Origin of the sequence: Fundidesulfovibrio terrae (assembly GCF_022808915.1) — a bacterium.
GTDB classification, from domain to species: Bacteria; Desulfobacterota; Desulfovibrionia; order Desulfovibrionales; family Desulfovibrionaceae; genus Fundidesulfovibrio; species Fundidesulfovibrio terrae.
On record NZ_JAKZFS010000001.1, the window covers coordinates 215190 to 238780 of the forward strand.

The window sequence follows — 23591 nt, forward strand, 5'->3', positions numbered from 1 at the left end:
GGGTGTGGAGGCGGCGTGCCCGGATGGTCCCTTGCGCGAGGGTTAGTCCGCGTCCTGAAGCAGGGCCTGGATCTCCTCGCGGATGATCTGGGCGGCGGCCGCGGGAACGGCTTTCTTCATCTCGGCCAGAAGGTCCTGGCGCAACTGGGCCAGCTCGTCCCTGGAGGCCAGGGCGGACACGTCCGGGGAGTCGCCCGAAGGGATGCGCGCCTCCAGCTCGTCCAGGCGCTGTCCGGTGCGGGCGGCCATTTCATCCAGCATGGAGGACATGTCGGCCGGCACGGCGTCGATGCGGTTCTGCACGGCGTCGATGGCGCCCTGGAGGCGGGCCGAGGCTTCCTCGATCATGGGAGCCGGGTCGGCTCCGGCGGCGGCTCCGGTGGAGAGTTCGGCCTTGAGCGCATCCAGGCGTTCGTCGAGGCGGGCCTCCACCTGGGCGGCGAGGGCTTCCACGTCCACGGCGGGAGCGGCTTCGGTGGAAATTTCGGGCTGCGGCAGCGCGGCCAGGACGTCGTCCTTGACGCGGGCGGCCAGAGCCTCCTCGTCCATGGCGGCGGGTTCCGGCAGGGAGGAGAGGATGTCCTGCCTGATGCGCTGGGCCAGGGCCTCTTCGTCGGGCGCGGCGGGCTCGGGCAGCGCGGCCAGGATTTCGTCCTTGATGCGCGAAGCCAGGGCGTCTTCGTCCATGGCGGCGGGCAGCCCGGCCTGGAGGGCCTCGATGCGGGCTTCCAGGCTCTCGCGCAGTTCGGCGATCAGGGGCGCGGGATCGGCGGCGGCCTCGGCAGGGGCGGGAATGTCGGCCTTGATGCCGGACACGGCCTCGTCCAGCATGGCCTTGAAGGAAGCGGCCAGGGTGTTGCCCATGGTGGAGAGCTTGTCCTCCAGGGCGTCCAGGCGCGCGCTCAGGGCCTCGGCCGCCTGGTCCGAGACCACGGCCGGGGCGGCCTCGGGGGCAGCCTGAGGCGGCGCGGCGGCCACGGTTTCGCCCAGGAAGTCGTCGGGAAGCTCCGGCAGGTCCAGGCCGCCGGGCTGGTTCTTCTCGGCGTCGGCCAGCAGGGCGTCCAGGCCGTCCAGGTCGATGTCGCCTTCGCCGCCGGCCTTTGGCTCGTCGCCGGGCAGGTGCAGGTCGTCCAGCCCCGGGATGTCCGGGGCGGGGGCTTCCGTCTTGGAGTCGGGTGCTTCCGCGAAGAGGTCTTCAAGTTCCCGCTCGAAGCTCAGATCGACCCCGCCTTCGGCTCCCTCCTGCTTGGAGGCGTTGGGGCCGTGCTCGATGATGTCGGTCAGCTCGATGATGTCGTCGGGGGACTTGGACATGAGGGCCTCCGCGCGTGCGCTGAAAAAGGCGCGGGCGGCCAGGAGCCGCCCGCATCCGGTCTGATGCTACTGTTGGGGATGGCAGGCGTTGCACGCGATGGGCGCGTTCTTGCCGCCTTCCTTGGCCTTCTTGTGGCAGCCCACGCAGCTCTTGGTGGAGTCACCCTTGTGATAGGCCATGTAATAGCTCTTGTCGCTGGTCTTGTCGGCCGGGTCGACGTTGGCGTGGCAGCCGGCGCCGGAGCACTTCATGTTGGCTCCGTCCTTGTGGTGGCAAGACTTGCAGTCGGCCTTGTGCCCGGCGGTTTCATGGCTGAACTTCACCGGGGCCTTGGTCGCGGTCGCGCCAGCGGGCACCTTCAGATCCATCGCGCCTTTGGGAGCGTCGACGGCCCACAGGGAGGGCAGGCAGAAAACGCCCACCAGCATGGCACACACCACCATAACGAAAAACGGTTTCTTCATTCCCATCCACCTCCTCACCAAAAAAAAGTTGAAGGAAAAAATTCACATGGACTCTAAGTGCAGAAAAGCAGACGTGTCAAGGCGCGGGGGGAATAAAACGCGTCGAATCAACCCATTCCGTACTTCTGAGCATACCCCCTTGGGGTGAGCATGCGCCCTCCGGCCAGGCGGGTCTGGCTGTTGCCCACCACCACGATGGTGAGCATGTCCGCGGCCTCGGGATCGGCTTCCGTCAGGGTGGAAACCCGCACGGACTGGCCTTCGCGCCATGCCTGGCGGACCATCCCCACAGGGGTCTGCGGGCCGCGATGTCCCTGAATGATCTCGAATGCGCGCGCCAGAAGCCCGGAGCGGCGTCGCGAGCGCGGATTGTACAGAACCAGGACGAAGTCCGCCGAGGCGGCCGCCTCAAGGCGCTTCTCGATGAGTTCCCAGGGGGTGAGCAGGTCGGAGAGGCTCACGCAGGCGAAGTCGTGGGTGAGCGGCGCGCCCAGCAGGGCGGCCGCCCCTGTGAGCGCCGGGATGCCCGGGACCACCTCGCAGGACACCGTGTCCAGGAGCCCTCGCACCTCAAGGAGTTCCAGCACCAGCCCGGCCATGCCGTAGACCCCGGCGTCGCCGCCGGAAACCACCACGGTGTCCCGGCCGGACAAGGCCTCTTCAATGGCCATGGAGCAGCGCTCCACCTCGCCCATCATGCCGGTGGAGATGATCCGCTTGCCTTCGAGAAGCTGCGCCGGGACGAGGTCCAGGTAGGTGGAATAGCCCGCCACCGCATGGGCTTCGGCCAGGGCGCGCGAGGCCAGGGGCGCGGTCAGGGCCGCATCGCCGGGCCCTAGCCCCACCACGGTCAGCTTGCCGCAGCCAGGGCCACTGTGACGGTTTTCGTTTTCATCTTGGGCAAAAGGAGCGTGTCCGCTCCCGTGGCCAGCAGCGCGGCTGCTTCGCATACGCTTTCGACTCCCATATGTTTGAGGGCGTTGGCGGAGGGGTTGGGCACGGCCACTTCCCCAAGCCGCGACGCCGGAAAAAAGATCAGATCCAGGCCCAGGACGTCGGCCGCCTCGCGGAGGCCGGGCTCGCCGCGCTTGGCCTCGATGCTGGCCAGGGCGGCCAGGCTTTTCACGGCCACGCCGCGCCGGGCGCAGGCCTCGCGCACGGCTTCGACGATCTCGGAGGCGGGCGTGCCCTTGCGGCACCCCGTCCCGGCAACCACCACGCGCGGACGAAGCTTCAGGCACGCGGCGGGGAAGGACCCCTCGCGCCAGGACACGGCCACGCAGGGGCGGTCCGCCTCCAGCAGGTGCGGCGCGCCCACCCATTCGAAAAGTCCGCAATGAGCCTGGGGGATCACCAGCCGGGCCTCGGGGTCGAACACCTGGACGATGCGGCCCTCGAGAAGCCCGGCGTTCACGTTCTTCACCGCCCCCAGGTTCTCGATGGCGAGATTCGAGTCGCGGGCCAGAAGGTCCAGGGAGGGCAGCCCGGCGGTGTCCGTGGCCGTGGTGATCACGGCCTCGCCGCCGCTGACGGCCGCCGCGCGCCGGGCCAGGTCGTTGGCCCCGCCCAGGTGCCCGGACAGCAGGCTCACGGCGTGGCGGCCCGCCTGATCCAGCGCCACCACCGCCGGGTCCTGGGATTTGCCCTTGAGCAGAGGGGCCACGGCGCGCACCACGATGCCGCAGGCGGCCACGAACAGGTGTCCCTGGTAGGAGTGGAAGACCTCCGCCACCTGGGCCGGGAGAGAGTCGAAGGCTTTCTCGTCGGGCCCGGCCAGCTTGCGCGGCAGGTACAGGTCCGCCCCGAACTCCCCCGCGAGCCCGCGGGCCAGGCGCGCGCCCTGGGGAGTCAGGGCGTAGACGGCCAGACGTCCGGTCATGGGCGCATCCGGTCGTGCGCGGCCGGGGGCGTCATCAGAGTTTCACCCGCTTCGCCGCCTCCAGGGTCAGATCGTAATCCGCCTCGGTGTGGGCGAAGGAGGTGAAGGAGCACTCGTAGCCCAGCGACGCCAGGTACACGCCCTGCTCGCGCATCTGCTTGTAGATGGCGGTGTAGACCTTGCCGTCGGAGGTGCGGGCGGCGGCCATGTCCGTAACGGGGCGGTCGGTGAAGTACATGGTGAAGGCCGAGGCCACCTTGTTCAAGGTCACGGGCACGCCCTTGGAGCGGATGATGGCCGCGAACTCGTCGGCCAGCTCGCCGGTACGCTTCTCCAGGGCGGCGTAGTCGCGTTTCTCCAGCTCGAGCAGGTTGGCCAGGCCGGCGGCCATGGCCACGGGGTTGCCCGAGAGCGTCCCGGCCTGGAACACCGGGCCGCAGGGGGAGAGCTTCTCCATGATGTCGCGGCGGCCGCCGTAGGCGCCCACGGGGAAGCCCGCGCCGATGATCTTGCCGAGCGTGGTCAGGTCCGGGCGCACGCCGTAGCGGCCCTGGGCTCCGTGGAGGCTCCAGCGGAAGCCGGTGATGACCTCGTCGAAGATGAGCACGGTGCCGTATTCGTCGCAGATTGCGCGCAGGCCCTCCAGGTAGCCGGGCTTGGGCAGCACCAGGCCCATGTTGCCCGGGGCGGGCTCCACGATGATGGCCGCGATCTCCTTGCCCCTTGCCTTGAAGGCCTCTTTCACGGCCTCCAGGTCGTTGTAGGGCAGCACGATGGTGTGGGCCACGGTGGCGGCCGGGACGCCCGGGGTGCCGGGGGCGGCCTGCACGGCCACGCCCGATCCGGCGGCGGCCAGGAAGGCGTCGGCGTGGCCGTGGTAGCAGCCGTCGAACTTGATGACGCAGTCGCGCCCGGTGAAGCCGCGCGCCAGGCGAAGCGCGCTCATGGTGGCTTCGGTGCCGGAGTTGACCATGCGCACCATCTCTACCGAGGGCATGAGCTTGGTGATCTTCTCGGCCAGGTCCACCTCGGCGGGACAGGGCGCGCCGAAGCTCGAGCCGTTGTCCAGGGCAGCCTTGGCGGCGGCGTGCACCACGGGGTCGGCGTGGCCCAGCAGCATGGGGCCCCAGCTCATGACGTAGTCCACGTACCCGTTGCCGTCCACGTCGTAAATTTTCGAGCCCTCGGCGCGGGCGATGAACAGGGGCTCGGACTCCACGGCCTTGCAGGCGCGGATGGGCGAGTTGACCCCGCCGGGGATCAGGGTCTGGGCCTTGGCGTACAGCGTGGAGGACAGGGACATGGGCGGCGCTCCTTGATGGAAATTGGAAGCCCCGTCCATACCCGCAGGCGGGCACGCGGGCAAGTGCGGGACGGCATGTCCGGTCTTGCGCTTCTTCAGGGCCGCGCCTATGGAGGATCATGCCGGAATATCCATCCGGCTCCATCAAGGAGGGCCTCCATGCTCGCCACAGACGAACTCAAAGCCGAACACCGGGGCATCGAGATCATGCTGCGCATCCTCGGGCAACTGGCCGACGCCGCTCAGTCAGGGCGCGGCCTGGACAAGGCCGACGCCGCCGATGTCATCGAATTTTTGAGAACCTTTGCCGACAAGTGCCACCACAGCAAGGAGGAGGACCTGCTCTTCCCGGCCCTGGAGGCGGCGGGAATCCCACGCCAGGGCGGCCCCGTGGGGGTGATGCTGCATGAGCACGACATCGGGCGGGGCTTCATCAAGGGCATGTCGGACTCCCTGGCTTCGGGGGACATGGTCGGATTCGCGGGTGCGGCCAGGGGCTACATCGAACTCCTCTCGAACCACATCGCCAAGGAGGACAACGTGCTCTTCAAGATGGCCGACCAGGCGCTCTCCCCGCAAAAGCAGGAGGAACTGGTCCGGGCCTTCGCGGCCATGGAGCGCGACCACATGGGCGAGGGCGTGCACGAAGCCTTCCACGCCATGATGGACCGGTTGGCCGTCAAGTACCTGGGCTAGAGGGCGAACAAAAAAGGCGGGTTCCGGAATTCGGAACCCGCCGCCGTTACGCCGGTCATCCGGCCAGTCATTAGGTATGGCGAGCCGTCCTAGTGGTGGCCTGCCATTTTTGATCCAAAGCGTTGACGTCCCGGAGCCCCTTTTCATAGCATGCACCAAGGTTCCACATGAATTGAGGAAAATATATGAAGAGTACATTTCCGGACCAGTTTGGGCTGCTTTCCGGGCAAACATATTAGCAATACGGAAAAAAAATTTTCGTCAATAATGATGGTTTTGAGGATTACGAAGTACTTTCAAATTATTGTGAAAATTGTGGATGGGATTTTCCCTCTAACAAATTAGAGCTTCATCATCTCCATCATCGTAGTCTTTGGAGGGAGAAGCCCGAAGATGTTCTTCTGGTATGTGCGAAATGTCATTCAAGACTTGATGATATACGAGCAGAAGAAGGGAAAAACGATCAGATGAAGCCTACGATGATGCCAGAATCGCTGGGTGGCTTAGGGCAAAGTACGGAGAGGATTGGATGGTATGCTACAATCCAGATGTTTTAATCGAGGAGGCCGTGGAAAGATTGGCTGAATTAGACGATGAATATTGGTGATCATGCGTCTTGTGATTGTCAGAGTACATCAATAAAATAAGGCTTCAAGGCAGGTAATACTTCTGACCTCATTGACCAAGTCAATGTCCTTTAAGGGTGTTGATTTCTCAATGAACTCCTTGTAGTTTTCTGCGGATTCTAAAATGACGTGTGCAGTTTTTCTAGCAAAAACAAAATTTCCAGGAAAGCGCCATTCACGTTCATGAGACCAATCAACAGGAGTTGTTGTGTTGGGAGAGTAATGAACTACTCGCCAATGCTCTTCAGGTGGTAATATGTTTTTTGCTACGTTCTTGTCTTCATATATAACCGGACGGCAGCCCAAGGCAAAAGCATAATTTACTTGAAATCCTAGCCCGACACCAGTGTATCTTGTTTTATCGTATCCTTTTCGTTCCTTATACTCTCGCTCAAATTTTAAATTTTGACAAATAGAGTAAAGGGGAATGTTTTGAAAGCATGCCGCGCCTCGATCTCCAATTATAAATGCCTCTGCTGGCTTGCTGGCAATAATTGTTTTTTCGCACAATATTTTAATAAGAACATCGACCGCCGATTTATCTCCCGCAGGACGAGTTAAATGAAAGATGCTGTGTGTTAAATCGGAACGTGACGAAAGCCTGCCAATCCAGTCACTTACGTCATAGCTCATTACATTTTCCCCACCAGCTCCTTCACTTTGGCAAGGGCCGCGTCCATGCCCGAGGCTTCCGTGCCGCCGGCCTGGGCCAGGTCCGGGCGGCCGCCGCCCGAGCCGCCCACCAGGGCGGACACGTCCTTGATGAGGGTCTGGGCGGTGAATTTTCCGTGCAGATCTCGGCTCACGTAGAGGATCAGCGCCACCTTGCCGTCCTCGCCCGCGCCCGTGAGGCAGGCCACGCCCGAAGGCAGCTTGGAGCGCACGTCGTCCATGGTGTCGCGCAGCGACTTCATGGTCGCCCCGTCCACCTTGGCCGTCAGCACCTTCACGCCGCCGATCTCCTCCACGCCGTCCATGAGGTCGCGACCCTGGCCCGAGGCCAGCTTGCCCTGGAGCTGCTCCTTCTCCTTGGTCAGGGCCTTCACCTGGGCCTGGAGGGTTTTGAGGCGCTCGGCCAGCTCGCCGGGCTTGGCGCGCAGGACGTCGGCCACCTCGTCCATCTCCCGGCGCACGGCCTGGAAATGTCCCAGCATGTTCCAGCCGGTGACCGCCTCGATGCGCCGCACGCCCGCGGCCACGCCGGACTCGGAGAGGACGCTGAAGCCGCCCGCCTGGCCGGTGGCCTTGATGTGCGTGCCGCCGCAGAGTTCCATGGACACGCCCGGAACCTCCACCACGCTGACCTCGTCGCCGTACTTCTCGCCGAAGAGGGCCATGGCCCCCTTGGCCTGGGCCTCCTTGACGCCCATGATCTCGCGCTTGACGGCGATGTCCGCCAGGATGGCCTGGTTGACCTCTTCCTCGATGCGGGCCATCTCGTCCGGGGTGATCTGGGAGATGTGGGTGAAGTCGAAGCGCAGGCGCTCTGGGGTCACCAGCGATCCGGCCTGCTTCACGTGCTCGCCCAGCACCTTGCGCAGGGCCGCGTGCAGCAGGTGGGTGGTGGTGTGGTTGCGGGCCGAGCCCAGGCGCAGCTCCTCGTTGACGTCGAGCTTGGCTTCCTGGTCCAGCAAAAGCTCGCCCTCGCCCACGAATACCTTGTGGGTGGTCAGCTCGGGGCTGGGCTTGAGGGTGTCCAGCACGTCGGCGGAGCCGGTCATGGTTTCCACCACGCCCCGGTCGCCCGCTTGGCCGCCGGATTCGCCATAGAAGGGGGTCACGGCGAACACCGCGTAGCCGCCTTCGCCCTGGATGAGACGCTCGCGCGGGATGCCGTCCTCGCCCAGGAGCGCGATGATGCGCGACTCGGCCTTGAGGGTGTCGTAGCCCACGAACCGCGACTTCAAGCCCGTTTCCAGAAGTTTCTTGAACTGTCCCGCGATGTCCGATTCGCCCGAGCCCTTCCAGGCCTTCTTGGCCCTGGCCTTCTGCTCGTCCATGCAGACCTTGTAGCCGGCCTCGTCCACGCAGAAGCCCTGCTTGCCCGCCACGTCGGTGATGATGTCCAGGGGGAAGCCGTAAGTGTCGTAGAGCTTGAAGGCCACTTCGCCGGAGATGATGGCGCTTCCGGCCTTCGTGGCGGCGGCCATCTCCTCCTCGAGGATGTCCAGGCCCTTGTCGAGCGTTACGGAGAAGCGTTCCTCCTCCTCGCGCACCACGCGGGTCATGAAGTCCATGCCTTCCACGATCTCGGGGTACTGCACGCCCATGACCTCGACCACGGTGGGGCAGACCTTGTGCAGGAAGGGGTCCTTCAGGCCCATGAGGCGCCCGAAGCGGAAGGCCCGGCGGATGAGGCGCCTGAGCACGTAGCCCCGTCCCTCGTTGGAGGGCAGGATGGAGTCGGCGATGAGGAACACCATGGAGCGCGAGTGGTCCGCGATGACGCGAAGCGCGGTGTCGGTCTCCTCGTCGGTCTTGTATTTCACGCCCGCCAGTTCGGCCGTGGCCGCGATGATGGGGATGAACAGGTCCGAGTCGAAGTTGGAGTACACGCCCTGGCACACGCCGGCCACGCGCTCCAGGCCCATGCCCGTGTCGATGGAGGGGCGCGGCAGGGGCACGCGCTTGCCCGGCTCGATCTGGTCGTACTGCATGAACACGAGGTTCCAGATCTCCAGGAAGCGGTCGCAGTCACACTGGCCGATGCCGCAGTTGGGGCCGCAACTCATGTGTTCGCCCTGGTCGATGAGGATCTCGGAGCAGGGGCCGCAAGGGCCGGTGTCCCCCATGGACCAGAAGTTGTCCTTCTCGCCCAGGCGGAAGATCCGCTCGGCCGGGATGTCGGTGATCTTCAACCAGAGCTCGATGGCCTCGTCGTCGTCGCGGAACACCGTGGCGTAGAGCTTTTCCTTGGGGAGCTTGAGCTCTTCGGTGAGGAAGCCCCAGGCCAGGCGGATGGCCTCTTCCTTGAAGTAGTCGCCGAAGGAGAAGTTGCCCAGCATCTCGAAGAAGGTGTGGTGGCGCGCGGTGCGGCCCACGTTCTCCAGGTCGTTGTGCTTGCCGCCCACGCGCAGGCATTTCTGCGAGGTGGCCGCGCGGGAGTAGTCGCGCTTTTCCTGGCCCAGGAAGACCTTCTTGAACTGGACCATGCCCGCGTTGGTGAACAGAAGCGACGGGTCCTCGCGGGGCACTAGGGAGGAACTGGACACCTCGGTGTGTCCGTTGGCGACGTAATAGTCCAGGAAGCGGCGGCGGATTTCGGTGGCGGTGATCAAGGGGGTTGTCTCCTCAAGAATTTCGAGAGGAAACTTTTTGAAAAAAGTTTCCTCTCGAGCTCTCCTTCACAAACTTTTAACGGGCTTCGCGTCTAAGCCCGGAAATATTACTCTTGGGCTTCGGCGGCGGCTTCCTTGAGCCCCAGGTGCTCGTAGATCTTGTCCTCGATCTGCTGCTTGATCTCGGGGTGCTCGCGCAAGAACTCCCGCACGTTCTCCTTGCCCTGGCCCAGGCGCTCCGAGCCGTAGGCGAACCACGCGCCGGATTTATCGACAATATTCATCTCCACGCCCATGTCGATGAGCTCGCCCTCGCGGGAGATGCCCGTGCCGTAGAGGATGTCGAACTGCGCCTCGCGGAACGGCGGGGCCACCTTGTTCTTCACCACCTTCACCCGGCAGCGCGACCCGTAGACTTCTTCCTTGTCCTTCAGGGTCTGGATCTTGCGGATGTCCATGCGGGTGGAGGCGTAGAACTTGAGCGCGTGGCCGCCCGTGGTGGTCTCGGGGTTGCCGTAGCCGGTCTGGCCGATCTTCATGCGGATCTGGTTGATGAAGATGACCGCGCTCTGGGACTTGTGGATGGTGCCGGTGAGCTTGCGCATGGCGTGGCTCATGAGGCGCGCCTGCCCGCCCACCTGGGTCTCGCCCATCTCGCCTTCCAGTTCGGCCTGAGGGATGAGCGCGGCCACCGAGTCGATGACGATCACGTCCACGGCGCTGGAGCGCACCAGCAGGTCGCAGATGTCCAGGGCCTGCTCGCCGTAATCGGGCTGCGAGATGAGCAGTTCGTCGGTCTTCACGCCCAGGCGCTTGGCGTAGTTGACGTCGAGTGCGTGCTCGGCGTCGATGAAGGCCGCCGTGCCGCCCTTTTTCTGGGATTCGGCGATGATGTGCAGGGCCAGGGTGGTCTTGCCCGAGGATTCCGGGCCGAAAATTTCGGTGACGCGCCCCTTGGGGATTCCCCCGATGCCCAGCGCCAAGTCCACGCCGATGGAGCCCGTGGGGATGGACGGGATGGCCGCGTGGGTCTCCTCGTCCAGGCGCATGACGGAGCCCTGGCCGTATTTGCGCTCGATGGTGGTCAGGGCGGTGGTCAGGGCCTCGAGGCGGGCGTCCTGGGCGTTGGAGGCGGATTTCTTGGCCATGGGAGGGACATCCTTGTGAAATGTGGGAAATGCCCAAGGGGCATAGCAAAACGAAGTCCGAGGGGCAACGGGCATCTTGTCCCGGTGCCCGGCCCGTTGTCCGCGTCGCAACGCTTGCCGCAATCCCGCGAGGGGCGTACGTTCACGGCAAACTCACACAAGGAGGTCGTATGAGCTTTCTTAAAGAGTTCAAGGAATTCGCCATGCGCGGCAACGTCATGGACCTCGCCGTGGGTGTGATCATCGGCGCTTCTTTCGGCAAGATCGTATCGTCGTTGGTGGCCGACGTGATCATGCCGCCGGTGGGGATGCTGCTCGGGGGAGTGGACTTCACCAGCCTCAAGCTCACCCTGGCCGCCCCCATCGAGGGGATGAAGAGCGCCACCCTGAACTACGGCAACTTCATCCAGACCCTGGTTGACTTCACCATCGTCGCCTTCGCCATCTTCCTCATGGTCAAGGGCATCAACGCCCTCAAACGAAGGGGGGAGAAGCCCGAGGAGCCGGCCGCGCCGCCGCCGGTTCCGCCCGACGTGGCGCTGCTTACGGAGATACGCGACCTGCTCAAGGCGCGCCAAGCCTAGTATCGCCTTTTGCGGCCTTCGTTGGTAGGCTTGCCCGGGCAGCGGCCGCGAGGCCGCCGTCCGGGCGCCGCGCGCCCGGGCGTGCCCGCCATCTGCAAGGAGAGTATTTCCCCGCCCATGAAACAATACGACGTTTTGGCCATGTTCTCAGGCGGCCTGGACTCCATCCTGGCTGCGAAATCAGTTGCCGCGCAGGGGCTTGCGGTGCTCGGCCTGCACTTCACCAGCCCCTTCTTCGGCCATCCGGACAAGATAGCGGGATGGTCCGCCGACTACGGCCTGGACATCGAGGCCGTGGACGTGGGGCCCGAGTACGTGGCCATGATGGACGCCCGGCCGCTCCACGGCGTGGGCAAGGGCCTGAACCCCTGCGTGGACTGCAAGATTCTCATGCTGGCGCGCTGCCGGGAGCTTCTTGGCGTGTACGGGGCCAAGTTCATCGTCACCGGCGAGGTGAAGGGCCAGCGGCCCATGTCCCAGCGCCGCGACGCCCTGGACATCATCAGCCGCGACGCCGGGGTGCGCGACGTGCTCCTGCGCCCGTTGTGCGCCAAGACCATGAAGCCCACCCCCATGGAGGAGTCAGGGCTTGTCGACCGCGAGAGGCTGCACGCCTTCGGGGGGCGCACGAGAAAGCCGCAGTTCAGGCTGGCCCGGGAACTGGGCATCACCAAATTCCCCCAGCCGGCCGGGGGCTGCAAACTCACGGAATTCGAGTCCGCCAAGCGCTACGTGCCGGTGTTCATGCACGCCAGGCCCGCCACCGACGCCGATTTCCACCTGGCCAACGTGGGCCGCCAGTTCTGGGCCGGGGCGCACTGGATGGCCATGGGCCGCAACCGCGAGGACAACGAGACCCTGGCCCGCTTGGCCCGCCCCGGCGACCGGCTTCTGGACGTGATGGGCTTCCCGAGCCCGCTGGGCCTTGTTCGGGCGCTGCCGGGCGTGGACTGGAACGACGCCGCCCTCTCGGACGCGGCCGCGCTCCTTGCCTCGTACGCGCCCAAGGCCGCGGCCTCGGGCGAGCCCGTGCAGGTGCTCGCGCGCCTGGTGACGGACGCCGGGGCCACCGGTGCGGGCTCGCCCGGCGAGACCATGCCCTGGCCGGACGGCGAGGACCGCGTGCTGACCGTTGCCCCTTCGCGCGCCACCCGCCTGGGGCTGGCCGACGTGGACTGGGAGGCGCTCATCCCGGTCAAGAAGGCCATGTTCGGCGAATCCCAGGAGGACGACGGATACTGATCGCGCGAAATGCCCTCCTGGCGTAACTTTGGGGCGTCCGCCAACGTCTCCCTTGCAGCCGCGCTTGCCTCCGGGAGGGGCGGCGCGGTCAGGCCCCGGCGGGCGTTGGGAGACAACCGCCGGGGCCGGCCCGTTTCGCGCTTTTCCGTGCGGGCCGCCCGTCGGCCTGGGCGCGTTCGTCCCGCGTGAACCCTCGGTCGGGCCCGGCCCGGAGAACGATCCATGATCCTGATCGCGACCCCCTGCTACAACGGCACCGTCCACGCCCAGTACATGATCTCGCTCTTCAACATGGTGCGCACCCTGGGCAACGAGGGCGTCGCCTCCGACATCATGACCCCTTCCCACGAGAGCCTCATCACCCGGGCCCGCAACTTCATCGCCAACGAGTTCGTGCGCCACGAGGAATACAGCCACCTGCTCTTCATCGACTCGGACCTGTCCTTCCCGGCGGACACCGCCCTGCGCTACCTGCGCGCGGACAAGGACATCGTCTGCGGCGTCTACCCGCTGAAGTACCTGGACCTGGGCAAGGTGCGCTCCGTGCCCGGGGGGCTCTCGGACCCGGAGGCCGAGGCCGCCTCCCTGGACTACACCGTGAAGTTCAAGTCCGGCGAGGAGCCTGACGACAACGGCTTCATGAGCGTGGAGTACGGCTCCACGGGGTTCATGCTGATAAAGCGCCGGGTGTTCGTGGAGATGGCCAGGGCCCATCCGGAGCTTCGCTACAAGTACTCCTACGCCGCGCTCTACGACCACGTGTTCGACAACTACGCCTTCTTCGACACCCTCATCGACCCCGACACCCGCGACTACCTCCCCGAGGACTACTCCTTCTGCAAGCGCTGGACGGCGCTCGGCGGGGAGGTCCACGCCGACATGCTGAGCCGGTTCGCCCACATCGGCAGCCGGGTCTACCAGGGGGACTATCCCCGCTTCGCCTCGTACAAGAGCCAGGAGGCGGACGGGCACGGCGGCGGCTGAGGCCGGCGCTTTCCTTTCCTGGCGGCCCGCTCCCGCCCCTGCCTTACGGTCCCTCCCGCCGGGCTCGGCCGGATTTTCGCCGTCCGCACCGGTTCTCAAATCCCTCGTTAATGAGTATGCTTGTGTCCTGCCCGCACGGGCATGTGGGTCACAAGGAGTAGCCTCTCATGAACAGACGCCATTTTCTCGGAGTCCTCGGCGCCTCGGCCGCAGTCTGCGCCATGGGAGGGACGGCCCGGGCGTTCAGAGCCCCGATGCCCAACGGCAAGGGGCCCAAGGGCAAGGGAATGGTGACCTTCACCTTCGACGACGGCATCGCCTCGACCAACCGCTACGCCCTGCCGGTGCTCAAGAGATGGGGCATGGCGGCCACCGCGGGCATCGTGGTGGGCAAGATGCTTTCGGACGACAACGACTACATGGACCTCGCTTCCGTGCGCGAACTGGAGAGCAACGGCTGGGAGATCGCCTCCCACGGCATGAGCCGGGTGAACCCCCTGAACATCCCCAGGCTCTACGAGCAGGAGCCCCTCTCGGGGTGGCGCCCGGACAAGGACAACCCCGCCCATTTCCAGGCCCGCTACGATTACGAATACGTGCCCGGCCTCTCTCAGGACGGAACGGCCTACAAGGCGGTGGAAAGCCTGAACCGGCTGCTGGACACGCCCGGCACCTACTGGCTCGACCGGACCATCGCCGAGCTGCACGTGCACGTCCTGCGCGGGGGCGACCCGGAGTCCCTGAACATCCGGACCGGATCGCTGCAGCGGGGCATGGAGGAATCCAAGCGGTCCCTGACGGAACTCGGGTTCACCGTGGACACCTTCGTGGCCCCGAAAAATTACTGGACGCAGGACGAAGAGAACCTCTGCAAGCGCTATTACGCCCGCGCCTGCGCCCAGAACGATTCGGACAACCGCCGGGCCACGTTCAACCCCTATTCCATCAAGCGCTTCACGGTGCGCAAGGGCGACACGCCCCAGACGCTCGTGAACACCATCAAGGACCACAGCCTCGCAGCCGGCAGCTGGGTGGTGTTCTGCCTGCACGGCGTGGGCGAGGACCTGGGCTGGGGCACCTACCCCGTGGAGAGCCTCGATTCCGTCTGCGCATGGATTGCGGAGCAGAAGATCCCGGTGGTGACGGTGCGCGAGGGCTGCAGGCTGATGCTCGAAACCCGGTAGTGCCCTGGGCCCAATAGATCGGAGAGGCGTTGCAATGAAGGTCGCGGAAGGTCAGCTCGAGCTGCTCCAGCATGTGGCGGAGCAGCTGCGCACGGATAAAAGCCTGGCTGGAGAACTCATCCGGGAATACATCGACGGCATGGTCAAGGATCAGGCCGTGGCCCCGGACGTGCTGCCCAACACGGTGCACATCAAGCACGACAAGGAGCCCGTCAGGCACCCCGACGTCTCCCCCGATTCGGGCAGGGTGGTGGACCGCTCCGCCTGAGGCGCGGCCAGGTCCCCCTCAGCCCAGAAGCCACACAGCCAGCGGCGCGCACGCCGCCGTGAACATCCCCGCCAGAATCATGGCCAGCCCGGCCATGGACCCCGGCAGCTCCCCCTCCATGAGGGCCGACGCCGTGCCCTGGGCATGGGCGGCCGTGCCCAGGGACAGCCCTCGCGCCACGGGATCGGTTATGCCGAGCCTCGTCAGGAGGGGCGCGCCGATGAGCCCCCCCAGCGTCCCCGTGGCCACCACGAAGGCCGCAGCCAGGGGCGGGATGCCGCCGCTCAGCCTGGCGATCTCCACCGCGAAGGGGATGGACACCCCCTTGGGGACGATGGACATCACCACCTCCCGGGGCAGTCCCCCGGCCTTGGCGATGAAGCCGGCCGACAGCATGGCCGCGAGCGACCCGCAGGCCACGCTGGCCGCGATGGGCAGGGCGTATTTCCCGATCAGCCTCCGGCAGCGGTAGAGCGGCACGGCCAGGCCGACCGTGGCCGGGCCCAGAGGGAAGGTCATGATGTCGCGGCCTTCGGCGTAGGACTCGAAGGGGATGCCGCAGGCCACGAGCACGGCCACCACCGCCGCGGAGCTCAGGATGACCACGTTGAGCAGCGGATGGACGTAGCGCAGGTACAGCCGCCGGAAGGCGACGTAGGCCGCGAGCGTCACGGCGATGCTGAAGAGGACCACCAGGTGCTGCACGGTCAGCCCTCCCGCCCTTGCCGGTCAATGCGCTGGGTGATGAAGCCCACGGTCCAGAGCGGCAGCAGCGTGCTGACCAGGATGGCCGCAAGCAGCGTCCAGGCGTGCTCGCGGAAGACGCCGCCCCAGTTCATCAGGCCCACCGTGATGGGGATGAAGAAGAACACCAGGTGCCTGAGCAGGAAGTCCGCCGCTTCCTGGACGTATTCGAGCTTGACCACGCCAAGCCGCAGAAGCGCGAACAGCGCGGCCACGCCGACCACGTTGCCCGGCACGGGCAGGCCGGTTGCGGCCACGAACCAGGTGCTGGCCCGGTAGATGGCCCACAGCAGCGCCGTCTGGGCGGCGAGCAGCAGAAGTTTTCGCATGGGGTATGCCTTGCCGGATAGGGATTGCGCGAGCGAGGAGGCCATCTTGGCGGATCGCTTCCGCGAAGGCAAGCCCGCCGGGGCCGCTATCCGGGATCGAGCCTGAACGCCTGGCCGTCTTCCCGGACCGGAGCCGGGGCTCAGGCGGGGCCGTCAGGCCTGCTGGCCGGCCGGTCCGGGTTCCAGGGGGAGCCGGATGGTGAAGGTGCTCCCCTGCCCGGGGTCGGAGTTAACCTCGAGGGTTCCCCGATGGTTGCTGGTGACGATGAAGTAGGACACCGACAACCCCAGGCCCGTGCCCTCGCCCACTGGTTTGGTGGTGAAGAAGGGCTCGAATATCTTGCGGCGGACGGCGTCGTCCATGCCGGGGCCGTTGTCTTGTATCTCGATGCGGACGAAGCCGTCGTCGCGCCTGGTGCGCAGTGTGATCCTGGGGGAGGGGGAGCCCGCCAGGGCGTGGGCGGCGTTGCCCAGGATGTTCATCACCACCTGCTGGATCTGCGGCCTGGAACAGGGCAGCTGGGGCAGGTCCGGCGCGTAGTCGCGCTCCATGGGGATTTTCCGGAAGTCGTACTTCTTCTTGAGGTTGTACTCGGTGGCGCACAGGGCCACCGTGTCGTCCAGCAGCCCGTTGACGTCGGTGGCGGTGCGGACGGGCTCGCTCTTGCGGCTGAATTCCAGCATGCTGCTCACGATCCGGGTGGCCCGCGTGCCCGCGTCGCGCACGTTGTCCAGGAAGGCGAGTATTCCCCGGTTGTCCATGAACTCCCGTATGCCCTGGAGGGAGCACCCGGCGTCGCGGGCGGCCTGGAGATTGGCCGGGCTGTCCTCGGTCAGGCGGCGCCGGAGCACCTGGACGCTCTGCAGGATGCCGCCCAGGGGGTTGTTGATCTCGTGGGCCATGCCCGCGGCCAGGCCGCCGACGGAGATCATCTTTTCGGTCTGGATGAGCACCTCCTGCATGTTCTGGCGCTCGGTGATGTCCCGGGCGATGCCCATGAAGACCGTCCTCCCAGCCAATTCCAGAGCAACCACACGCACTTCCACGGGGAACGTGCTCCCGTCCTTTCGCCTGTGCCGGGTCTGGAAGACCTCTCCGCCGGTTCCGTCGAGGCCCGCCAGCATTTTTTGCGTGGATTCGTGGTCGTATTCCGCGTCCACGTCCGCAATGCGCATCCGGAGCAGTTCCTCGCGGGTGAACTGCGTCTGGCTCTGGGCGGTGGAGTTCACGTCCACGAGGCGTCCTTCCCCGTCGGCCAGATAGATGGCGTCTCCGGCGCAGTCGACGAGCATGCGGTAGCGGGCCTCGCTCTGCTTCAGGGCCTCCTCGGCCTCCTTACGGGCGGAGATGTCGGTGTGGGTGCCGGTCATGCGCAACGGATTGCCGGCCTCGTCGAACTCGACGGCCTTGCCGCGCGTGAGCACCCACTTGAGTCCCCCGGATTTGGTCTTCAGGCGTTGCTCGACCTGGAAGATTTCAGCCCGCCCCTCCAGGTAGTCGGCCAGGCGCTCGGTGGTGGCGGCCAGGTCGTCCCGATAGACGAGATCCTTCCATATCTTGGCGTTCTCGCGCACCTCTTCCTGGGTATACCCCAGGATGGCGCAGCCGCGCCGGCTCATGTAGAATTCATCCGTTTTCAGGTTGGCGTCCCACAGCCCGTCGTTGGCCCCTTCCAGGGCGAACCGGAGCCGCTCCTCGCTTTCCTGCAGCGCGTTCCCCGTGTGCAGGCATTCCTGCCGCGCCGATTCCAATGCGGCAATCCGCCTGTGTGCGGTCTCGAGTTCCGTCGTGAGCCGCTCAACGGTATTTCCGGTGTCCTGCATGGATGACCCCTGGAGCGCGCGAACACTGTGCGTGCGATTTCCCCGCGCGCCGGCGCGGGGTTCGTTCAGTGTTCTCACAACCGACGGGAGAAGCGCAAGCTCGGGAGTCCGCTTCCTAGACTAGGGTTGCCTGCAGGCCTCGATCCTGGCGCTGGCCAGGGCTTCGCCGGCAACGCGCTGGGCCTGTTCGGCCTTGGCCCTCTCCACCACGCCGAAGACGTACTCCACGCCGTCGGGCGGCAGCGAGCGCACGCTCTCCGACCAGGCGAGGCACTGCCCGGCGAAGCGGAAGATGCCGATGGCCTGCTGCTCCAGGCGGCGGCTTTCCCCCTGGTAATAGGTGATGATGGCGGTGCGTTTCGCCTCGAGCTCATTGGCGTCGTGCATGGGATACCCCCCTTTTCCCATGAGTACGGAGAGCGGGGGGCGATTCATCCATGGGGGGTGAAATATTCCGTTTCCCGGCGCGGAGGATCATGGCGGGAATGCCCCGGAATCGAGGATTTGCGGGGATGGCCTTGTGTTGTGCAGGCCTGCCGCTAGGAACGGGCCGCCCTGTTCCTCTTGAATGCGTACAGGGAAATCCCTTCGTAATCGAGCACCACGCCGGCTGCGCTGTGGCGCCCGCTGATTCCGAGCCTTTTGATGTCGTAAAGCGACTCGGAGCTGTTCAATGTCCCGCCGTATGCCGAAAAATTCGCCCTGATGCCGGCGCTCTGGAAGGCGCGTGTCGAACTTTCGCTGATGTGGTGCTTGCCCCCGAAAGGAAACGATATGATGTCGACACTCGTTTTGGTGATGCTTTCCAGCGCCTTCTTGCATTCGAGGCATTCCTCGTATGCTTCTTCATAGCGTGTCTCGCCCAGGTTCACGTGGTTGACGGTATGGGCGCAGATCGAATGCCCTGCGTCCGCTGCCCGTTCGATGTCCGTAGAGGTCATGTTGGGGAACGACAGCGGATGGTTGCTGTCATGCTCGAACACCCGGCCGGTGTCGATGAAGCCGGACGACACGAAAATGCCGCCGGGAATCCCGAGGTGATTCAGGATGGGGACAGCATATTCGCAGACGCTGGCGTAGCAGTCGTCGAACGTGACGCTGAATATGTCGCGCTCGAACCTTCTTGCGCGTTCGATGTGGTCTACGACCTCTTCCAGGCTGGCCGGGGAATAATGCCTCTTGAGGGCGAGCATGTGCCTGATGAACTGGAACATGTCCGTCGAGAGGTTGTCGTCGCACGGCGAGATTCTATGGTAGAGAAACACCACCCCCCTGTGGGCGTTTGTCTTTTTCCTTATCCAGCGCAGAAGCCCCGGGAGGTTGCCCTTGATGGCGACCACGCTCCACAGGGCTTTCAGGATCTGGACGGACAAGCCGGGGAGGTCGAGCGTTTCTCCTGTCTTGTCCGCGAGGGCGCGTCTTTGCTTCAGTCCGGGAGAGGTGTTGGGCCTGATGCCCTTGCCGGATTGGGCGGCCCCGCACGGCCGGTTGTCCAGGATTGCCTGCACGGCGTCGCGCAGGGCGAGGATGCCGATCTCGTCAAGCTTGAGCCGCAGCGTGTCCAGCTTTTCGTTGCCGTGGATCGGGATGGTCTTCTCGGAGAGCACGTCGCCGGTATCCAGGCCGCTCTCCACGCGGTGCACCGTGACGGACGCCTCCTCGCGCTTGTCGTAAAGCTCCCAGAATCCGTGCGGCATCCCCCTGTATTCCGGGACTTTTCCCTTGTGTATGTTGATGCTCCCCATTCTGGGGAGAGAGAAGATATGATCTTTCAGGATGCGGGTGCCGCAGACGATGCCGAGGTCGGCCCGCAGGCCCGACAGTGTAGACGCCGTGGACGGGGCGTTCATGTCCCCCACGGTGAAGAGCGGAACCGAGTACAGGTCGCGTATGTCCTCGAGGGAAAAGGGGCGGTCCGGGAAGGCCTTTTTGGCCACGTCCATCACGTCCGCGTCGCTGACGAAGGAGCGCTCACGGGCTTCCAGGGAGCCCAGGATGGACGAAAGCACACGGAACGGAATGTATTTCAGGCCGTCCCGCCCGATGTTCCTTTTCAGGTTCCGGATGCGCCTGCCCAGGGGCTGGCGGTTGGTGTCGTGTATGATTCCGGCTATCTCGACGCCGCCGAGCTCGCGAATCGCCCGGATCATGTCCACCGTGCTCAAACTGTCGTTCCCAACGAGAAACACGACCCTCAGCGGCATGTCCGGGCCTGTAGGCATTTTTCGCTCCTCACGAGACGGCGTGCTCAACTCGCTCTGAACTATTGAAAATAGTAAAGCAACCCGCGGGAAGCAAGGTAGGGAACCCCGACACTGAGGGCGCGGCGGAAGGGTGGCGCGGCGAACACGAAAAAGGGCCTACGATTTTCATCGTAAGCCCTTGATTTCGTGGTGCCGAGGGAGAGAATTGAACTCCCGACACGGGGATTTTCAGACACTACCCCTGAGCTTCGCAACCTCCTCAAATTGCTATAGCTCGCTGGAATGATAACGGAAAATACTCCATGCCCTGGTAGATTGTTTCGAGTTTTAGCTGAATTTGGAAGGGGTTTCACACACGGATTCACACACGGGACTGGCTCTAAGGTCAGGCTCGTCGTGCTTGCCCAACATCGAGCATCGCGCTAGCCCCGCCGAACTCAAATCTCATGTGCTTGTTCGACGTGGCCGACTTTGGGCAACCCATTCATTAAAGTCGTATCGCTTTATTGTGAAATGTTTTTTAGCGCCTTTGATGTCTCCACCTGTTCGCAACCTGCCTGAGTTGCTCAATGGACATGGCCTTGCTCTGCCAACCTTTGTCAAAGTTGATGTCATGCGACTTAGGCAACTGCTCGGATGTGAGATTTCTAATCATAATCCGTGATGGCAACATTGCCGCTTGGCCAACAAAAATCGCCTCTTGACGCCGCAATCCAGAAAGCATCTTGGTCAGACTCGCCATTGAATCAGGTAGAACGCCTCGAACATGTTCACGATCTGAATCATTTGTTATACGAAGTACAACCCAGGAATTACACTGTGACAATACCGTAGACTCTACTTCGCTAGGCCGCTGTGACACTAGAAAGAGGCCAATTCCGTACTTTCTGCCTTCCTTGGCAATTCGTCTAATTGCATTTTGGGCAGCAGCATACTGCGCCTCCCCACTGTTCGGGACGTAACGATGTGCTTCCTCACAAACGAGAACGACAGGGCTGACTTCTCTCTCCTCAGCAGATTGCCAGATTTTCAGTGAAAAAAGAGTTCTTGCGATCGCTGCGCTGGCAGTGCCCGCTACTTCATTCGGTACTCCAGAAAGATCAACAACCCTTACAGCAGAATCTTCTCCTAGAAGTTGAGCAAGCACCGATGGCATAGGATCATCTGATCCGTCCCATGGCTTCATCATAAACGAAAGTCTCTCATCTTTCATCAACGACTCAAGCTTTCGAAGTACCTTGTTGTAGTCCTCGTGATCCTTCTTGTTTTTGTTATTTGGCCTCTGTTCGTTGATCGCGCCAACCAGGCCAATACCATATCTTGATCCATTTATTTCTCCAAAATCATCCAGGCCAACTGGGTCGCCCAGAATATATGGTATAGGGGCGTCGACCGTAAGATCGCCAGGTGTGAGGCCAAGAACTTCTTTTGCAGATTTATAACGAGCAATTAACAAAGCGTTCTTAACAATATTCGATTGTGACGTCGCAGCATACTCAGTTTTTCCGATTAAAAGACCGATCGTCTCTTCAAGATCAAGAAGCCAGTAAGGTAGAGACAGTGTGCCCTCATCTGTTGAAAGCCTTTTGTGACCGTCAAAAGCATTTCCATATTCGTTGTGCGGGTCAAGTATGATGATTTGCGGAAGCCAATTGTCTCTGCCTGCATTCTTACCATGTTCTATGACACTGTGTATAATTGCGGCAACTGCTCCGGACTTACCAGAACCTGTTGACCCAAGAATCGCAGTATGTTTACCAAGAAGTTCGTTTAAATCAGCATAGCACGGAGCCCCTCCCGCGCCAACATGCTCTCCTAGCTGAATAACAGCACCCTTGAAGTGCCCATAAATAAATCGCAGTTCTGACCTGGGTGTCAAATAAACAGTTTGTTGGGGCAATGGGTAGGTCGCCACGCCCCGCTCAAATTTTAGTTTCGACAGCCCGGCCTCATCATGCGTCCATTCTCCTTCTCCAAAAAGATCAGCTTCAACAATTCGTTCATCTGGAGCTGCATGAGGGATGAGGCCGCGTTCGACCTCATACTCCGCTTTCATTCGCAGCCTTCCCACAAGCGCATAAATAAGACGTCGCCCAAAATGTATGCGGACGATTGAGCCAAATTGCCCGATAGGATATGACTCACCAGCGTAGACTCGCGAAAGTTCCGTAAGGCCCGGGTCTAGCTCAGCTATGATGCGTGAGCCATCAACTTCGATAATTTTCCCGATTGCCAAGTTTTCAACTGGCTCACCTGGATTTCGCTTTTTAATGCTCATCGTTCCCCCCGGAGCAACCGAGTTAAGTTCTCGAATTTCCACCAAAGGAGGTCTGTTTTCACTTCCACAGAGAACTCACCATGAAAAAAACCACGGTTCGAATAAATCAATACCTGGTCTCGAATCCCATCTTCTTCATTCCACGCCTTCAGCTGGCCAGTTGGCACGTCTTCGCTTGTAAATGCTATAATAGTCAGATCACCTGCTGACTCGCGAAGAGCCCTGTCAATCTCAATGTTAATGTGTGTGTCCCCAAAACTGTAACCACATATGACCAGCACGCGTTGCGAACCCATTTTCGGCCTCATAATGTGCCTTGCCCTGTCCATCAATTGAGCATACGGGTCCAGTTGTGTTTCACGATGTTTTGTTGAGGCTGGCCAAATAAGAATTCTACGCTCATCGCCAGAGTCTTTTATTTGGAGACATGATCCCACTCTGCGCGGCAGGGGGTCGTCTGTAAGTTCACACCAATTGATTGATCCATGGAGTTTAAGGACACGAGCGGCCAACCCATCACGCTCAAAGGTTTGAGGATTCCACCAGCCCGTAACACCACCATCAATTCCATCCGAGTAAGAAACTCGCTCTAAAGCCAATGCATCTTCAATAGCGGTGTCGTAATTGAGCACGAGATAATCTACTACTTGTCCTGGCGATGTCTTCCCGACGCGAACAGGACGATGCACGGCCTCCACAAACGACCTATGTGTGTCAATTACAATATTTTTTTCGACAATTAAGGCTATGACATTTTTAATTTTATTGACTGCGCTTCTGAGTTGCTTGGCTGTATACTCTGCTGTTCCTAATGACATCTTGTTCAGGGTGGCACCACGTTCGTCTCGACGCTCCACAATGGCGAGCATATCAACTAGCTCGCTTAAATAGTCTTCAATGTGTGCAGACCTAGAGCCTCCGAACTGATTTTTAAATTCATTTAAAATTGTCTTGCTTGCGTCATCTAATTCACTGCTTCCAAGTACCGAATCTGTCAATTCAGTGATCAAAGGAAGTCCAGCACACCGACTACAGCCTGCTCCCACAAGAAATATACGCCCCCCCTGAATGAGAAGGTCGTCTAATTTGGCAATGGCCTCAGAAAATTGAGCTCCTCGAAACACAGACAGGTCGTCTGGAGATGCCATGCGCCCTCCTTAATAACTACAAGCATTGTATAAATGTGTACTGAGAATAGCGCCATGAGCAACTATAAGGATTGTGGCAAGTTTGCGGACTAG

Annotated in this window: 22 protein-coding genes; 7 read left to right on the forward strand and 15 right to left on the reverse strand. The window is 62.6% G+C overall.

Annotated elements, in window-relative coordinates:
* Nucleotides 1-42 precede the first annotated feature (42 nt).
* The 5 genes from ML540_RS01030 to hemL form a co-directional block, all read right to left on the reverse strand.
* A complete protein-coding gene (locus ML540_RS01030; RefSeq protein WP_243357949.1) occupies nt 43-1314 on the reverse strand; it encodes a hypothetical protein in 1272 nt (423 codons plus the stop codon).
* 66 nt (nt 1315-1380) lie between these two features.
* Nucleotides 1381-1779 (reverse strand): cytochrome c3 family protein, encoded by a 399-nt coding sequence (locus ML540_RS01035; RefSeq protein WP_243357950.1) that lies wholly within the window; start codon nt 1777-1779, stop codon nt 1381-1383.
* Between the two features lie 107 nt (nt 1780-1886).
* Complete coding sequence (gene cobJ / locus ML540_RS01040; RefSeq protein WP_423747872.1) at nt 1887-2627, reverse strand: precorrin-3B C(17)-methyltransferase; 741 nt, start codon at nt 2625-2627, stop codon at nt 1887-1889.
* Between the two features lie 2 nt (nt 2628-2629).
* Nucleotides 2630-3658 carry a cobalt-precorrin 5A hydrolase gene (locus ML540_RS01045; RefSeq protein ID WP_243357952.1) on the reverse strand — a complete coding sequence of 343 codons (1029 nt, stop codon included), beginning with the start codon at nt 3656-3658 and terminating at the stop codon, nt 2630-2632.
* 34 nt (nt 3659-3692) lie between these two features.
* Nucleotides 3693-4961: a glutamate-1-semialdehyde 2,1-aminomutase gene (gene hemL, locus ML540_RS01050; RefSeq protein ID WP_243357953.1), complete on the reverse strand. Its 1269-nt coding sequence runs from the start codon at nt 4959-4961 to the stop codon at nt 3693-3695.
* Nucleotides 4962-5120: 159 nt separating this feature from the next.
* On the opposite strand from hemL, the gene ML540_RS01055 reads away from it, so the two are divergent.
* Both ML540_RS01055 and ML540_RS18000 read left to right on the forward strand, forming a co-directional pair.
* Nucleotides 5121-5657 carry a hemerythrin domain-containing protein gene (locus ML540_RS01055; RefSeq protein ID WP_243357955.1) on the forward strand — a complete coding sequence of 179 codons (537 nt, stop codon included), beginning with the start codon at nt 5121-5123 and terminating at the stop codon, nt 5655-5657.
* A 254-nt stretch (nt 5658-5911) separates the two neighbouring features.
* Nucleotides 5912-6214 (forward strand): HNH endonuclease, encoded by a 303-nt coding sequence (locus ML540_RS18000; RefSeq protein ID WP_423747882.1) that lies wholly within the window; start codon nt 5912-5914, stop codon nt 6212-6214.
* 78 nt (nt 6215-6292) lie between these two features.
* Here ML540_RS18000 and ML540_RS01060 read toward each other — a convergent pair whose 3' ends face one another.
* From ML540_RS01060 to recA, 3 genes are all read right to left on the reverse strand, one after another.
* Entirely contained in the window at nt 6293-6916 is a 624-nt protein-coding gene (locus tag ML540_RS01060) for a hypothetical protein (RefSeq protein ID WP_243357957.1), read from the reverse strand.
* Nucleotides 6916-9561, reverse strand: a complete 2646-nt coding sequence (alaS, locus tag ML540_RS01065; RefSeq protein ID WP_243357959.1) for an alanine--tRNA ligase — start codon at nt 9559-9561, stop codon at nt 6916-6918. The genes ML540_RS01060 and alaS overlap by 1 nt, the downstream gene beginning before the upstream one ends.
* Before the next feature lie 107 nt (nt 9562-9668).
* Nucleotides 9669-10709: a recombinase RecA gene (gene recA, locus ML540_RS01070; RefSeq protein ID WP_243357960.1), complete on the reverse strand. Its 1041-nt coding sequence runs from the start codon at nt 10707-10709 to the stop codon at nt 9669-9671.
* A 170-nt stretch (nt 10710-10879) separates the two neighbouring features.
* Between recA and mscL the strand changes: the two genes are divergently transcribed.
* The 5 genes from mscL to ML540_RS01095 all read left to right on the forward strand — a co-directional run bounded on the left by mscL (nt 10880) and on the right by ML540_RS01095 (nt 14971).
* Nucleotides 10880-11293 carry a large-conductance mechanosensitive channel protein MscL gene (gene mscL / locus ML540_RS01075; RefSeq protein WP_243357961.1) on the forward strand — a complete coding sequence of 138 codons (414 nt, stop codon included), beginning with the start codon at nt 10880-10882 and terminating at the stop codon, nt 11291-11293.
* A 117-nt stretch (nt 11294-11410) separates the two neighbouring features.
* Complete coding sequence (locus ML540_RS01080) at nt 11411-12535, forward strand: adenine nucleotide alpha hydrolase family protein (RefSeq protein WP_243357962.1); 1125 nt, start codon at nt 11411-11413, stop codon at nt 12533-12535.
* A gap of 222 nt (nt 12536-12757) precedes the next feature.
* Nucleotides 12758-13519, forward strand: a complete 762-nt coding sequence (locus tag ML540_RS01085; RefSeq protein ID WP_243357963.1) for a hypothetical protein — start codon at nt 12758-12760, stop codon at nt 13517-13519.
* Nucleotides 13520-13686: 167 nt separating this feature from the next.
* Nucleotides 13687-14703, forward strand: coding sequence for a polysaccharide deacetylase family protein (locus ML540_RS01090; protein ID WP_243357964.1), 1017 nt, complete (start codon nt 13687-13689; stop codon nt 14701-14703).
* A 34-nt stretch (nt 14704-14737) separates the two neighbouring features.
* The gene (locus tag ML540_RS01095; protein ID WP_243357965.1) at nt 14738-14971 is read left to right on the forward strand and encodes a hypothetical protein; all 234 of its coding nucleotides are present in this window, start codon (nt 14738-14740) and stop codon (nt 14969-14971) included.
* Nucleotides 14972-14989: 18 nt separating this feature from the next.
* On the opposite strand, the gene ML540_RS01100 is transcribed toward ML540_RS01095, so the two are convergent.
* The 7 genes from ML540_RS01100 to ML540_RS01130 all read right to left on the reverse strand — a co-directional run bounded on the left by ML540_RS01100 (nt 14990) and on the right by ML540_RS01130 (nt 23498).
* Nucleotides 14990-15676, reverse strand: coding sequence for an LrgB family protein (locus ML540_RS01100; protein ID WP_243357966.1), 687 nt, complete (start codon nt 15674-15676; stop codon nt 14990-14992).
* A gap of 2 nt (nt 15677-15678) precedes the next feature.
* Nucleotides 15679-16044: a CidA/LrgA family protein gene (locus ML540_RS01105; protein ID WP_243357967.1), complete on the reverse strand. Its 366-nt coding sequence runs from the start codon at nt 16042-16044 to the stop codon at nt 15679-15681.
* Between the two features lie 153 nt (nt 16045-16197).
* Nucleotides 16198-17868 (reverse strand): PAS domain-containing sensor histidine kinase, encoded by a 1671-nt coding sequence (locus tag ML540_RS01110; protein WP_243357968.1) that lies wholly within the window; start codon nt 17866-17868, stop codon nt 16198-16200.
* A 120-nt stretch (nt 17869-17988) separates the two neighbouring features.
* A complete protein-coding gene (locus ML540_RS01115) occupies nt 17989-18255 on the reverse strand; it encodes a hypothetical protein (RefSeq protein WP_243357969.1) in 267 nt (88 codons plus the stop codon).
* Between the two features lie 152 nt (nt 18256-18407).
* A complete protein-coding gene (locus tag ML540_RS01120; protein WP_243357970.1) occupies nt 18408-20090 on the reverse strand; it encodes a polysaccharide deacetylase family protein in 1683 nt (560 codons plus the stop codon).
* Between the two features lie 502 nt (nt 20091-20592).
* Nucleotides 20593-22350, reverse strand: coding sequence for an ATP-binding protein (locus ML540_RS01125; RefSeq protein WP_243357971.1), 1758 nt, complete (start codon nt 22348-22350; stop codon nt 20593-20595).
* Entirely contained in the window at nt 22347-23498 is a 1152-nt protein-coding gene (locus ML540_RS01130) for an SIR2 family protein (RefSeq protein WP_243357972.1), read from the reverse strand. Before ML540_RS01130 ends, ML540_RS01125 begins: the two co-directional genes overlap by 4 nt.
* Nucleotides 23499-23591: the final 93 nt, after the last annotated feature.

Coding starts and splice junctions, on each gene's coding strand:
- ML540_RS01030 (WP_243357949.1), bottom strand. CDS start 1,314: ATGTCCAAGTCCCCCGACGACATCATCGAGCTGACCGACATCATCGAG.
- ML540_RS01035 (WP_243357950.1), bottom strand. CDS start 1,779: ATGAAGAAACCGTTTTTCGTTATGGTGGTGTGTGCCATGCTGGTGGGC.
- ML540_RS01045 (WP_243357952.1), bottom strand. CDS start 3,658: ATGACCGGACGTCTGGCCGTCTACGCCCTGACTCCCCAGGGCGCGCGC.
- hemL (WP_243357953.1), bottom strand. CDS start 4,961: ATGTCCCTGTCCTCCACGCTGTACGCCAAGGCCCAGACCCTGATCCCC.
- ML540_RS01055 (WP_243357955.1), top strand. CDS start 5,121: ATGCTCGCCACAGACGAACTCAAAGCCGAACACCGGGGCATCGAGATC.
- ML540_RS01060 (WP_243357957.1), bottom strand. CDS start 6,916: ATGAGCTATGACGTAAGTGACTGGATTGGCAGGCTTTCGTCACGTTCC.
- recA (WP_243357960.1), bottom strand. CDS start 10,709: ATGGCCAAGAAATCCGCCTCCAACGCCCAGGACGCCCGCCTCGAGGCC.
- mscL (WP_243357961.1), top strand. CDS start 10,880: ATGAGCTTTCTTAAAGAGTTCAAGGAATTCGCCATGCGCGGCAACGTC.
- ML540_RS01080 (WP_243357962.1), top strand. CDS start 11,411: ATGAAACAATACGACGTTTTGGCCATGTTCTCAGGCGGCCTGGACTCC.
- ML540_RS01085 (WP_243357963.1), top strand. CDS start 12,758: ATGATCCTGATCGCGACCCCCTGCTACAACGGCACCGTCCACGCCCAG.
- ML540_RS01090 (WP_243357964.1), top strand. CDS start 13,687: ATGAACAGACGCCATTTTCTCGGAGTCCTCGGCGCCTCGGCCGCAGTC.
- ML540_RS01095 (WP_243357965.1), top strand. CDS start 14,738: ATGAAGGTCGCGGAAGGTCAGCTCGAGCTGCTCCAGCATGTGGCGGAG.
- ML540_RS01105 (WP_243357967.1), bottom strand. CDS start 16,044: ATGCGAAAACTTCTGCTGCTCGCCGCCCAGACGGCGCTGCTGTGGGCC.
- ML540_RS01110 (WP_243357968.1), bottom strand. CDS start 17,868: ATGCAGGACACCGGAAATACCGTTGAGCGGCTCACGACGGAACTCGAG.
- ML540_RS01115 (WP_243357969.1), bottom strand. CDS start 18,255: ATGCACGACGCCAATGAGCTCGAGGCGAAACGCACCGCCATCATCACC.
- ML540_RS01120 (WP_243357970.1), bottom strand. CDS start 20,090: ATGCCTACAGGCCCGGACATGCCGCTGAGGGTCGTGTTTCTCGTTGGG.
- ML540_RS01125 (WP_243357971.1), bottom strand. CDS start 22,350: ATGAGCATTAAAAAGCGAAATCCAGGTGAGCCAGTTGAAAACTTGGCA.
- ML540_RS01130 (WP_243357972.1), bottom strand. CDS start 23,498: ATGGCATCTCCAGACGACCTGTCTGTGTTTCGAGGAGCTCAATTTTCT.